The following is a 12,339-nucleotide window of genomic DNA, read 5'->3' on the forward strand; positions in this document are numbered from 1 at the left end:
ACGTTTTCAGCCACCCGTCAAAGGAATGGACGCCGGATCTCACCATGCGGGACGACGATTACGTCACAGGAGGTGGACGTGCCGCCGGGAGTTACCATCACGGAACCGGCACCCGACCCGGCACAGTGAGGCCCCGATGACGACAGATCGCGCGAACGCGCTGCGCATGCCCCGCATGCGGCGCTGCCCCGGCGCGCCGTGTCGCGGCTGAGCGACTGTCCCGGCCGCCTGCCTCTCCCCTTCACCTCCCCGTCCGATCCGTCTCGGTATCCGGACATCCCATACAGAATCCTGGAGTTGCTTCCATGACGCTGCTGACGACCTGGTCCGAGTCCGGCCCCGAGGCCCTGGTCCGCCGTACCTCCGACCCCGCCGAGATCGCCGAGGCCCTCGAGCCGCTGGGCGTGCGCTACGAGCGGTGGCCGGTCCGCGCGGACGTGCCGTCCGACGCCGACAGCGAGACGGTGTTCGCCGCGTACGGCCCGGAGATCGAGAAGCTGAACGCGCAGGAGGGCTTCACCACCGTCGACGTCCTCGGTCTGCACCCCAGCGACGACCCGGAGTTCCCGGCGAAGGCGAAGGCGGCCCGGGAGAAGTTCCTCCAGGAGCACACCCACGACGACGATGACGAGGTCCGCTTCTTCGTCTCCGGCTCCGGCATCTTCTACCTGCACGTGAACGGCGAGGTGCACGCGGTCTTCTGCGAGAAGGGCGATCTGCTGGGCGTGCCGCGCGGGACCACCCACTGGTTCGACATGGGCACCGCGCCGTCGTTCACCGCGATCCGCTTCTTCCACGAGGATGACGGCTGGATCGGCAACTTCACCGGGTCCGCCATCGCCGCCCGCTTCCCGGACTACGACACGATCGCAGCCGGCTACGAGGCCGACCGGGCCGCCGCGTGAGCGTGCGGGACCTCACGTACGACGTGGACGCCGTGGTGCTCGACATCGAGGGCACCACGAGCGCCACGGGCTTCGTGGTGGACGTGCTGTACCCGTACTCGCGCGCCCGCTTCGCCGAGCTGCTCATCGAGCGTGCCGATGAGCCGGCCGTGGCACGGGCGATCGCGCAGGTACGGGAGCTGACGGGCGGGCCGGACGCCGACGCGGCCGCGATCGAGAAGACCCTGAACGCCTGGCTCGACGAGGACCGCAAGGCGACCCCGCTGAAGAGCCTCCAGGGTGTCATCTGGTCCGAGGGCTTCGCACGCGGCGACCTCGTCTCGCACTTCTACGAGGACGTCGTGCCGCGGCTGCGCGCCTGGCACGCGGCCGGGCTGCGGCTGTACGTCTACTCGTCGGGGTCGGTGTCCGCCCAGCGGGCGTGGTTCACCAACAGCCCGGCGGGCGACCTCACCTCACTCCTCTCCGGTCTGTACGACACCGAGAACGCCGGTCCCAAGCAGGAGCCGGAGTCGTACCGCCGTATCGCCGGGTCGACCGGCGTGGCGGCCGACCGGCTGCTCTTCCTCTCCGACCGGCCGGGGGAGCTGGACGCGGCCCGCGCGGCCGGCTGGCACGCGGTCGGCGTCCGGCGGCCCGGCGAGCCGTACTTCGAGCAGGGCGTCGGCGACCACGCGCAGGCGGGGACGTTCGACGAGATCACCGTCAGCAATTCCAGGAGCACTTCATGACCGCCGACCCGACCGCGCTCGACCTGGAGGAGGCGGGGGCGGTCCTCGCCGCCGAGTCCGCCCGCTTCGCCTCCTTCGGCTGGATGCGCGGCACCTCCGGCAACCTGTCGGTCGTACTCACCCGCGACCCGCTGCGGCTCGCGGTCACCGCGAGCGGCCGCGACAAGGGCGAACTGACCCCCGCGGACGTGGTGCTGGTGGACGAGAACGGCGCCGCCCTGGACGAGGGCAAGCCGTCCGCCGAGGCGGAGCTGCACGCGCGCGTGGCGGCGCTGACCGGTGCGGGCGCGGTCGTGCACGTCCACACGGTGGCGTCCGTGGCGCTCGGCCACCGGCACCCGGGCGGGATCGTCTTCAAGGACGTGGAGATGCTCAAGGGCGTGGGCCAGCCCGCGCACGACGTCGAGGTGACCCTGCCCGTCATCGCCAACAGCCAGGACATGAAGGTCCTCGGCGACCGCCTCGAGGCGGCCCGCGAGCCCCGGATGCCCGCGGTGGTCGTGGCCGGACACGGCCTGTACGTATGGGGCGACACCCCGCGCCAGGCCCGCCACCACACCGAAGTCGTCGAATGGCTCCTGGAGTTGGAACTGACGCGGCGCTGACCACGAGCAACGCCGAAAGGCCACGGTCCCCCCGACCGTGGCCTTCGGTGTGTCAGCGGGGCCGGCCTTCTCGGCGCGGCCCGACCGTGCAACCCCTTCTGTCAGCGCAGGCGGTCTGCGGGCAACTCGCCCGCGGAGATCTCCAGCACGCCCCGCTCGGTCACCAGGCCCGTGACCAGGCGGCCGGGCGTGACGTCGAACGCCGGGTTGTGGCCGCGTGACTCGGCGGGCGCCGTCCGTATCCCGCCCCATTCCAGCACCTCGTCCTCGCCGCGGAGTTCGATGTGGATGGCGGCGCCGTCCGGGGTGGAGAGATCGACCGTGGTGGTGGGCGCCGCCACCAGGAACGGGATGCCGGCGTCGGCGCAGGCGAGGGCGACCCCCACGGTGCCGACTTTGTTGGCGGTGTCGCCGTTGGCCGCGATGCGGTCGGCGCCCACGATCGCCGCGTCGACCGCGCCGCGCAGGATGGTGCCGGCGGCGGCCCCGTCGGCCTGCACGAAGTGCGCAATGCCCTCCTGGACCAGCTCCCAGGCGGTCAGGCGCGAGCCCTGGAGCAGCGGACGGGTCTCGTCGGCGTAGACGACCTCGAGACGTCCGCGCGCGTGCAGCTCCCGTATGACGCCGAGGGCGGTGCCCCAGCCCGCGGTCGCGAGCGCGCCGGTGTTGCAGTGCGTCAGGATCCGCAGCGGGCGGTCCTCACCGACCCGCTTCAGCAGCCAGTCCGCGCCGAAGGCGCCCATCGCGCGGTTCGCCTCGACGTCCTCGCGCTGCACCGCGGCCGCCTCCGCCAGGACCGCGTCGAGCCCGTCGTCGAAGCGGGTCATGACCCGGTCCACGCACACCATGAGGTTCACGGCGGTCGGACGGGCCTCGCGGACGCGGGCGACGGCCTTGCGTATCTCGTCGTCCGTCCAGCCCTCGCGCTCACCCTCCATGAGCGCGATCGCGACACCGTAGGCGCCCGCCGCGCCGATCGCGGGGGCGCCGCGCACGACGAGCCGCTGGATCGCGTCGACCAAGGTGTCCACATCGTGGACATCGACGGTCGCGGTGCGGTGCGGCAGGGCGGTCTGGTCGATCAGCGCGAGGCCGGTTCCGGTCCACTCGACGGCACGCAGTTCCTCGGACATAACGGGACGCTCCTGATGCTCCAATGGTGTTCGACACCGTACATGACCTCGAATAACTCCCGAATGGCGGTGGGCGAACCACAGTTCGAGACAGCCCGGCGGGTGTCCGGAAAGGAGTGTTAGAGTCCAGCACCTGCATCCGCAGGGCGATACCAGCATCCCGCAGAACGAGACGAAGGAGGAAGGCATGCCGCTGCTCACCCGGCGCCGCTTCCTCGACTTCGGCCGCTGCGCAGGCGACGGCTGTCGCGGCTGAGTCCGCTCCCTCGGCCCTCCCCCGCGGTTCCTCCCGCACCGAGCACCGTCGCTCACCTCACCCCGCCGTACGCGCGCACCTCAGCATCGTGATGCGCCTCTCGGCATACCCGGAAGGTTCTCCGATGCCCCGCAGACACCGCCGCTCCGTGCGGCTCGCCGCCCTCGCGACCGGCACCGTGCTCCTCGCCACCGCCTGCAACGCCGCCGCGAAGAAGGACGACTCCGCCGCCGGCGCGAGCGGCGGCAGCGGCAAGTCCTTCACCCTCGTCACCCCCGACGCCGTCGGCCAGAACGAGTTCCTCAAGCTCGCGGTGACTGGCATCAAGAGCGCGGCGAAGCAGCACGACGGGACCCAGAAGGTCTACGAGTCCACGGACACCGCCTCCCAGCAGCAGAACGTGCAGGCCGCGGTGGACGCCGAGCCGGACGTCATCGTCCTCGTCGGCTTCGAGTTCGCCGACATCGTCGCCCAGCAGGCCGCGAAGAACCCGAGCCAGCAGTTCCTGATCGTCGACGCCTGCACCGCCAAGACCTTCAAGAACGTCAGCTGCGCGGTCTTCCGCGAGCACGAGGGCGTGTACCTCGCGGGCGCCGAGGCGGGATTGCTGAGCAGGACCGGCAAGGTCGGCGCGGTCGACGTGCTCGACACTCCCCAGTTCCGCCGCTACAGCGACCCGTTCGCGGCCGGCGCCGAGAAGGTCGCCGCCAAGACCGAGACGTCCACCCGCTTCGTCGGCGGCCAGTCCCCCTTCGACGACTCGGCCCGCGCCAAGGAGCAGGCGAACACTCTGCTCGCCAAGGGCTACGACCAGATCATGGCGGCCGCGGCGGCCGGCAACTACGGCGTCTTCGAGGCGGCGAAGGCCAAGGGCGCGTTCGCCTACGGCGTCGACGTCAACCAGTGCCCCTCGGCGCCCGGCACGGTCGTCGACAACGTGATCAAGCGCACGGACGTCGCCGTCGAGAAGGGCGTCGAGACGGTCCTCGGCGGCACGACCGGCACGACGGTCTCGTACGGTCTCAAGGAGGGCGGCATCAGCCTGACCGGCCTGGAGAGCGGCGTGGACACGTCGAAGTGCGTGATCGCCGACCACAAGGACGTCCTGACGAAGGTCGAGGCGCTGCGCGACCAGATCGTCTCCGGAGAGCTGAAGGTCGATGACCCCGCCGCCTCCTGAGGACCTCGCCGTCGAACTCCGGGGAATCACCAAGCGGTTCCCCGGCACGCTCGCCAACGACGCCGTCGACCTGACCGTCCGGCGCGGTGAGATCCACGCCCTCATGGGTGAGAACGGCGCGGGCAAGTCCACGCTGATGTCGGTCCTGTACGGCATGGAGCGCGCCGACGCCGGGTCGGTACGGATCGACGGGCGGGAAGTGCGTCTCACGAGCCCCTCCGACGCCATGGCCGCCGGGCTCGGCATGGTCCACCAGAGCTTCAAGCTGTTCGACTCGCTGACGGTCGCCGAGAACGTCGTCTACGCCGCCGAGCCGCGCCGCTTCGGCCTGGTGGACCGGGCCGCGGCCCGCCGCAGGGTGCGCGAACTCGCCGAGGAGCACGGGCTGGCCGTCGACCCGGACGCCCGGGTGGGCGACCTGCCCGTCGGGCTTCGTCAGCGCGTGGAGATCCTCAAACTCCTGCACCGGGGCGCCCGTACGCTCATCCTCGACGAGCCGACGGCGGTGCTCACGCCGGCCGAGGCCGACGCCCTGTTCGGCGTGCTCAAGTCGCTGACCGCGCAGGGCCGTACGGTCGTCCTCGTCACCCACAAACTGCGCGAGGTGCTGGAGGGCAGCGACCGGGTGACCGTCCTGCGGGACGGCCGGGTCGTCGCCCGGCTGGTCACCTCCGACACCACGGCCGACGGGATCGCCGCCGCGATGACCGGCCGCGCGGTCGAACTGGACCGCGTCCACGCGCCGGGAACACCCGGTGGGACAGTGCTGCGGGTGACCGGGTTCAGCACGGACTCGGTCCACGATGTGGATCTCACCGTCCACGCCGGTGAGATCGTCGGAGTCGCGGGCGTCGCCGGCAACGGGCAGAGCGAACTGGTCGAGGCACTGGCCGGGCTGCGCCCCGGCACCGCCGGCCGGGTCACGCTCCAGGGCGACGACATCACGCACGCCTCGGCGACCGAGCGGCGCGCGAAGGGTCTCGCCTATGTCCCCGAGGACCGGCACGCGGTCGGTACGGCTCCCGCCGCCTCGGTCGCGGACAACCTGGCCATGGGCCACCACCGCACCACCCTCTCCGCCCGCGGCCTGCTGCCCCCGGCGGCCGTCCGCGCGCACGCCCGGCGGCTGGTCGAGCGCTTCGGCATCAGAACGGCGACCACCGGGGTCCCCGCCTCCGCGCTGTCCGGCGGGAACCTCCAGAAGCTGCTCATAGGTCGCGAACTCGCCCATGACGCACCGCTGTTGCTGGTCGAGCAGCCGACCCGGGGCGTCGACATCGGCGCCATCCAGAACATCCACGACCAGCTGATCGCCTACCGCGACGCCGGTCACGCCGTCCTCCTCGTCTCGGCCGAGCTGAGCGAGATCCGCGGCCTCGCGGACCGTGTGCTCGTCATGTACGAGGGCCGGGTCGCGGCCTCGTACACCAAGGAAGAGGCGGACGAGCGGACGCTGGGCCTGGCGATGGCCGGTGCTCCCGTGGAGGCCACCGACATGAACCCACTGACATGACACGCGTATCCGGAGCCCTGCGCTCCCCCCTCACCTTCTCCGTCCTCGCGGGCCTCGTCATCGGCGCGCTGTTCCTGCTCGGCACCGGCGCGGACCCGGTCTCGGCCTACGAGGCCGTCGTGACCGGCGCGCTGGGCGCCGACGGCATCGGCTCGACCCTGACCACCGGCACCAGCGTGCTCGGTCTGGCGCTCGCGCTGGCCATCCCGCTGCGGGCCGGGCTGATCAACCTCGGCGGCGACGGGCAGCTGGTGCTCGGCGGGATCACGGCGGCGGTGACCGGCCTGTACTCACCGCTTCCCGCGCCCCTCACCGTCGTACTGGCGCTGCTGGCCGGCATGGCCGCAGGCGCCGGATACGCCGTCCTGGCCGCCCTGTGCGAGAACCACCTCGGGGTCCCGCTGCTGGTCAGCAGCCTGCTGCTCAGCTACCCGGCGGTGTCGCTCGCCTCCTACCTGGCCCGCTACCCGCTCAAGGAGCCCGGCTCCAGCCTGCCCCAGACGCGGGCGCTGCCCGACGGAGTGGCGCTGCCCGCGTTCGGCGACTCCACGGTGACCCTCGGGCTGGTCCTCGTCGCGATCGCCGCCGCCGCGTACTGGTTCGCCGACCGGCGCACCGCCGTCGGCTACGAGATCCGCATGACGGGCCTCAACCCCCGCTTCGCCGCGTACGCGGGTGTCGAACGCCGGGGCCTGACGCTGAGGTTGATGGCGGTCTCCGGGGGGCTCGCCGGACTCGTGGGCGCGATCGGGGTGCTGAGCTTCCCCTACCGCTTCGTGGACGGCTCGCTCACCGGTCCCGGTTACACCTGGACCGGTCTGACGGCCGCCCTGCTCGCCGCCGCGGCTCCAGTGGGCACGGTGGTCGCCGCCTTCTTCTTCGCCGTCCTCCAGGTCGGCGGGCTGGCGATGGAGCGCACCACCGAGGTACCGCGCGAACTGACCCAGGTGCTCCAGGCGATCGTGATCGTGTTCCTCGCGGCCCGGCTGCGCTTCCCCAGCCGCTGGTTCGGCCGCCGCTCCCGGGAAAGCGAGGCGGTGTGATGTTCCTCGACTCCGATCTCCTCATGTCGGCGCTGCGCGCCCTCACCCCGATCCTGCTGGCGGCCCTCGGCGGCGCGCTGTGCGAGCGGGCCGGGGTCTTCAACATCGGCCTCGAGGGCATGATGCTGATGGGCTGCTTCACCTCCGTGGCGACCAGCTGGTTCACCGGCAGCCCCTGGCTCGGCGTCCTGGCGGCGGCCCTCGCGGCGGCCGCGTACTCGCTGATCCTGGCGGTGGGAGCGGTCACCCTGCGCGGGGACGCGGTGGTCCTCGGCATCGCGATGAACCTCCTGGCCGTCGGCCTGACCAGCTTCCTGCTGCGCACGGTCTTCGGCGTGCAGGGCACCTTCGACGACCCGTCGCTCGCCGGACTGCCGCTGGTCGGCGGCTTCACCCCGCTCGCGTACCTGTCGTGGGCGGCGGTCGCGGTCGCCGCGCTGCTGCTGTCGCGGCACGTGTGGGGGCTGCGGCTGCGCGGGGTCGGCGAGGCTCCCGACGCCGCGGCCACCCTCGGGGTGAGCCCGGCGAAGTACCGGTACGGCGTGATCCTGCTGTCGGGAGTGCTGTGCGGGCTCGCGGGCGCGCAGCTCGCGCTGGGCAACGTCACGCTGTTCACGGAGAACATGACGGCGGGCCGTGGTTGGATCGCTGTCGTGGCCGTCATGCTGGGCCGCGCCGCGCCCCTGGGCGTCCTGCTCGCCGCGCTGCTGTTCGGGCTCGCCGAGGCGGCCGGGTTCCGCCTCCAGGGTCTCGGCCTGCCGCAGCAGGCGACCGACGCCGCGCCCTACGTCGTCACGCTCGGCGCCCTCTTCCTCACGACGGCCCGCCGCCGTCGCCGCCCCCGGACCACCGGAGCCGTCCAATGACGCAGGACCTGCAGCCCGTCACCCGCATTCCCCGCACCGGTCTCCCGGCGCACGCCGTGGTCGTCGGCGACCCGGCCCGCGCCGCCGCCGTCGCCGCGCTTCTCGACGGCGCCGAGGAGGTCTCGTACCACCGCGAGTACCGGGTGTTCGGCGGAAGCTGGAAGGGCGTGCCGGTCGTCGTCGCCTCGCACGGGGTGGGTGCGCCGGGCGCGATCCTGCTGTTCCAGGAGCTGGCGGACGCGGGCGTGCGCACCGTCCTGCGGTTCGGCACGGCGGGCGCGATCAAGCCGGGCATCGGGGACGGCGACCTGGTCATCGCGGAGGCGGCCGTCCGCGACGACGGCGTCACCCACCAGTTGCTGCCGCCGGAGTACCCGGCCGTGTCCGCGCCGGAGGCGGTCTTCGCCCTCCAGCGTGCGGCCCGCGAGGCCGGCGCTCCGCACCACCGGGGCATCGTGTGGACCCGGGCGGCCTTCCAGCCGGGCCTGCTCCCGCTCTTCTCCTACACCGGCGCCGGGCTCGCCGCCATCGAGATGGAGCTGTCCGCGCTGCTGGTCACCGCCTCGCTGCGGGGGCTGGTCGCGGGCGGCGTGCTGGTGATCGACGGGGCGAACGCCGACGAGCTGGTCGACGAGCAGGCGACGGGCGGCTACGACCCGCACCGGGCGGTCGTGGCGGCCGGCGTCGAACGTGGCGCGGTGGTGTCCCTGGAGGCGCTGCGGCTGCTGGCGGAAGGCGAGCGGGCGTGAGCATCGACCTGCTGGTGCACGGCGGCGACGTCCTGACGGTGGACGACGCCGGAACCCTCGTGCGGGACGGGGCGGTCGCGGTCCACGAGGGCGAGATCCTCGCCGTGGGGCCGGCCTCCGAGCTGCGCGAGCGCCACACCGCCGCCGAGGAGATCGACGCCGCCGGCTGTCTCGTCCTCCCCGGGCTGATCAACACGCACACCCACCTCGCGATGACCCTGCTGCGCGGCCGTGCCGACGACGTCACCCTCCAGGGTTTCCTGGAGCGGGTCCTGAAGTGGGAGGCGGAGCTGCTGGCGCCGGAGAACGTGGCGGCGGCGGTGCGGCTGGCGGTCGCGGAGAGCGTGCGGGCCGGGGTGACCTCGGCGCTGGACATGTACTGGTTCCACGAGGCGGCCGAGCGGGCGGCCCGTGAGGCGGGCTGGCGGCTGCACACCGGGCCCACCTTCATGGACGTGCCCGGGCCGCCGGACGGCATGGCCTACGGGGGACGGCTCGGGTGGGCGCGGCGGGACCTGGCGGCACGCGGGCCTGCCCGGCCCGGGCACCGCCCGGTCGTCTTCGCGCACTCGGCGTACACCCTCTCCCCCGAGCAGCTCACCGAAGTCTTCGCGCTGGCCCGGGAGTTCGGGGCGCTGGTGCACATCCACGCGGCCGAGAACGCCACCGAGGTCGCCACCGTCGAGGTGCGGCACGGGAAGCGGCCGGTGGAGCTGCTGGACTCCCTCGGACTGCTCGGCCCCGATGTGCTGCTCGCGCACGCCGTCGACCTCACCGGGCCGGAGATCGCGGCGCTGGCCCGTACGGGCACGGCCGTCGCCCACTGTCCGGTGTCGAACCTGAAGCTGGGCTGCGGCATCGCGCCCGTGCCGCGGCTGCTGAGCGCGGGTGTGACGGTGGGGCTCGGCACGGACGGCGCCGTCAGTTCCAACTCGCTGGACGTCCTGGGGGCGGTGCGGCAGGCGGCGCTGGTGCACAAGGCGGGCGGCGACCCGACGGCGGTCGGCGCCGAGCAGGCCGTACGGATGGCGACGATCGAGGGCGCGCGGGCGCTCGGGCTCGGGGAGCGGCTCGGTTCGCTGGAGGCGGGCAAGCGGGCCGATCTGATCGTCCTGGACCTGGACGCGCCGCATCTGCGGCCGCGCCACGACCCCTGGTCGACGCTGGCCTACGCGGCGCACTCTTCGGACGTGCGTGACACCGTCGTCGACGGGCGGGTGCTGATGCGCGATCGTGGGCTCACCACGCTCGACGAACGGGCGGTGATCGCAGCACTGGAATCACTCCTCTGATCTGCCCTCATAATGGCCCTGAGACATCCGATGTATGGATCCGGCGCCTGAATCCCGTGGTGGGTGCGGGTACGGATTCGATGACGGATTCAGCGTCTGGGCGATGGAACGACAGGGAGGCCGGTCATGGCAGTCACCGACGAGGCGATCGAGAAGATCAAGGGCATGATCGTCTCGGGTGCGCTGCGCCCCGGGGACCGGCTGCCCAAGGAGAGTGAGCTGGCCGCCGAGCTGGGCCTTTCCCGCAACTCCCTGCGGGAGGCGGTGCGGGCCCTGTCGCTGATCCGGATCCTGGACGTGCGGCAGGGCGACGGCACGTACGTGACCAGCCTCGATCCGCAACTGCTCCTGGAGGCGCTGAGTTTCGTCGTCGACTTCCACCGCGACGACACCGTCCTGGAGTTCCTGGCCGTGCGGCGCATTCTGGAGCCGGCCGCCACGGCGATGGCCGCCCTGCGGATCAGCGAGCAGCAACTGGCCGCCCTCGACGCCCAGTTGGACAAGCTCGGAGCCGAGCCCTCGGTGGAGGAACTGGTCGCGGGCGACCTGGAGTTCCACCGGGGCATCGTGCAGAGCGCCGGCAACTCGGTGCTGTGCTCGCTGCTGGACGGGCTGTCCGGGCCCACCACCCGGGCCCGGATCTGGCGCGGCCTGACGCAGGAGGACGCGGTCGCCGGCACGCTGCGCGAGCACCGGGCGATCCTGGCGGCCCTGCGCGACCGGGACGCGGAGGCGGCCCGGTCGTGGGCGACGGTGCACATCGCGAGCGTGGAGCAGTGGCTGCGCTCGACGCTCTGAGTACGCGGCGCGTCGGCGCCGAAAGCCCGTGCCGTGCGCCCGCGCAAGGGACGCGCGCTGTGTACCGGCCGTGAGCGGGTGCCGTGAGTCGGGTCGGACGAGGGGTGTTCGGGGGTGGCGAACGGGGCAGTGATCCGTTCACTCCCCCGCGCAAGGGGGCTGCGAGCGCTCCCGCGGAACGCCGTAAGGTTGGGTGGTCAAGCGAGGGCACGTCGGAAGGAGGCGCTGGGTGATCGAGCTCGAGGGGGTTCCCGAGCTGATCGACCCGGTCATGGTGGCCGCGTTCGAGGGCTGGAACGATGCCGGCGACGCCGCCTCCACCGCGGTCGGGCACCTGGAGCGGGAGTGGAAGGGCGAGGTGTTCGCGGCGCTGGACGCCGAGGACTACTACGACTTCCAGGTGAACCGCCCCACGGTGTGGATGGACGCCGGCGTGCGCAAGATCACGTGGCCGACGACAAGGTTGTCGGTCGTCCGGGTGGGCGGCGACAAGCCACGCGACCTGGTGCTCGTACGCGGCATCGAACCGTCCATGCGCTGGCGCTCGTTCTGCAACGAGCTGCTGGGCTTCGCACACGAGTTGGGAGTGGAGCTGGTGGTCATCCTGGGCGCCCTGCTCGGTGACACCCCGCACACCCGTCCGGTGCCGATCAGCGGAACCACGTCCGACGCCGACCTGGCGCAGCGGATGGACCTGGAGGAGACCAAGTACGAGGGCCCCACGGGCATCGTCGGCGTCCTCCAGGAGGCGTGCGCGCACGCGGGTGTGCCCGCGGTCAGCCTCTGGGCGGCGGTGCCGCACTACGTCTCGCAGCCGCCGAACCCGAAGGCGACGCTGGCCCTCCTCAACCGCCTGGAGGACCTGATCGACGTACGCATCCCCCTGGGCGAGCTGCCCGAGGACGCGCGCGCCTGGCAGGTGGGCGTGGACCAGCTGGCCGCCGAGGACACCGAGGTCGCCGAGTACGTGCAGACGCTGGAGGAGGCGCGGGACACCGCGGAGCTGCCGGAGGCGTCGGGCGAGGCGATCGCCCGCGAGTTCGAGCGATACCTGCGGCGCCGGGACGGCGGCGGCCCGCCGGACCCCGGGGAGCGGACCCGGCCCCCGAAGCCGCCGAAGCCGAGCGGGGACACCTCCGACGACAGCGATTCGTCGGAGGAATAGAACCGGCTGCTGAACAGCGAAGCGACGAGGGCGGGACAGGGGAGCGAGAGGGGCGGTGCGCCGAAGCGCACCGCCCCTGGTCATACCCGGTGTGCGGGCGCCT

Annotated in this window: 12 protein-coding genes; 11 read left to right on the forward strand and 1 reads right to left on the reverse strand. The window is 72.5% G+C overall.

Annotated elements, in window-relative coordinates; translation table 11 throughout:
* Window positions 1-305 precede the first annotated feature (305 nt).
* Genes ACIPFH_RS31155 through mtnB form a run of 3 tightly spaced genes read left to right on the forward strand, consistent with a single transcriptional unit; the run spans window position 306 to window position 2,241 of the window.
* The gene (locus tag ACIPFH_RS31155) at window positions 306-905 is read left to right on the forward strand and encodes a 1,2-dihydroxy-3-keto-5-methylthiopentene dioxygenase (protein WP_401831621.1); all 600 of its coding nucleotides are present in this window, start codon (window positions 306-308) and stop codon (window positions 903-905) included.
* A complete protein-coding gene (mtnC, locus tag ACIPFH_RS31160; RefSeq protein ID WP_401831624.1) occupies window positions 902-1,636 on the forward strand; it encodes an acireductone synthase in 735 nt (244 codons plus the stop codon). The genes ACIPFH_RS31155 and mtnC overlap by 4 nt, the downstream gene beginning before the upstream one ends.
* Complete coding sequence (mtnB, locus tag ACIPFH_RS31165; protein WP_401831626.1) at window positions 1,633-2,241, forward strand: methylthioribulose 1-phosphate dehydratase; 609 nt, start codon at window positions 1,633-1,635, stop codon at window positions 2,239-2,241. Before mtnC ends, mtnB begins: the two co-directional genes overlap by 4 nt.
* A gap of 101 nt (window positions 2,242-2,342) precedes the next feature.
* Here the strand turns inward: mtnB and mtnA are convergent, their stop codons facing one another.
* Window positions 2,343-3,374, reverse strand: a complete 1,032-nt coding sequence (gene mtnA, locus ACIPFH_RS31170; protein WP_401831628.1) for an S-methyl-5-thioribose-1-phosphate isomerase — start codon at window positions 3,372-3,374, stop codon at window positions 2,343-2,345.
* A gap of 380 nt (window positions 3,375-3,754) precedes the next feature.
* Between mtnA and ACIPFH_RS31175 the strand changes: the two genes are divergently transcribed.
* The 8 genes from ACIPFH_RS31175 (at window position 3,755) to ACIPFH_RS31210 (ending at window position 12,236) form a co-directional block, all read left to right on the forward strand.
* Entirely contained in the window at window positions 3,755-4,810 is a 1,056-nt protein-coding gene (locus ACIPFH_RS31175) for a BMP family ABC transporter substrate-binding protein (protein ID WP_401831631.1), read from the forward strand.
* Entirely contained in the window at window positions 4,791-6,323 is a 1,533-nt protein-coding gene (locus ACIPFH_RS31180) for an ABC transporter ATP-binding protein (RefSeq protein WP_401831633.1), read from the forward strand. The genes ACIPFH_RS31175 and ACIPFH_RS31180 overlap by 20 nt, the downstream gene beginning before the upstream one ends.
* Complete coding sequence (locus ACIPFH_RS31185; RefSeq protein WP_401831635.1) at window positions 6,320-7,366, forward strand: ABC transporter permease; 1,047 nt, start codon at window positions 6,320-6,322, stop codon at window positions 7,364-7,366. Before ACIPFH_RS31180 ends, ACIPFH_RS31185 begins: the two co-directional genes overlap by 4 nt.
* Window positions 7,366-8,232: an ABC transporter permease gene (locus tag ACIPFH_RS31190; RefSeq protein WP_401831638.1), complete on the forward strand. Its 867-nt coding sequence runs from the start codon at window positions 7,366-7,368 to the stop codon at window positions 8,230-8,232. Before ACIPFH_RS31185 ends, ACIPFH_RS31190 begins: the two co-directional genes overlap by 1 nt.
* On the forward strand, window positions 8,229-8,981 hold the full coding sequence (locus ACIPFH_RS31195; RefSeq protein WP_401831640.1) for a nucleoside phosphorylase: 753 nt from the start codon (window positions 8,229-8,231) through the stop codon (window positions 8,979-8,981). The genes ACIPFH_RS31190 and ACIPFH_RS31195 overlap by 4 nt, the downstream gene beginning before the upstream one ends.
* Window positions 8,978-10,273 carry an amidohydrolase gene (locus ACIPFH_RS31200; RefSeq protein WP_401831643.1) on the forward strand — a complete coding sequence of 432 codons (1,296 nt, stop codon included), beginning with the start codon at window positions 8,978-8,980 and terminating at the stop codon, window positions 10,271-10,273. Before ACIPFH_RS31195 ends, ACIPFH_RS31200 begins: the two co-directional genes overlap by 4 nt.
* 126 nt (window positions 10,274-10,399) lie before the next feature.
* Window positions 10,400-11,071, forward strand: a complete 672-nt coding sequence (locus ACIPFH_RS31205; RefSeq protein WP_401831645.1) for a FadR/GntR family transcriptional regulator — start codon at window positions 10,400-10,402, stop codon at window positions 11,069-11,071.
* Between the two features lie 229 nt (window positions 11,072-11,300).
* A complete protein-coding gene (locus tag ACIPFH_RS31210; protein ID WP_401831647.1) occupies window positions 11,301-12,236 on the forward strand; it encodes a PAC2 family protein in 936 nt (311 codons plus the stop codon).
* Window positions 12,237-12,339 lie beyond the last annotated feature (103 nt).

This window comes from Streptomyces sp. NPDC088157 (genome assembly GCF_044741545.1).
Lineage (GTDB): Bacteria > Actinomycetota > Actinomycetes > Streptomycetales > Streptomycetaceae > Streptomyces.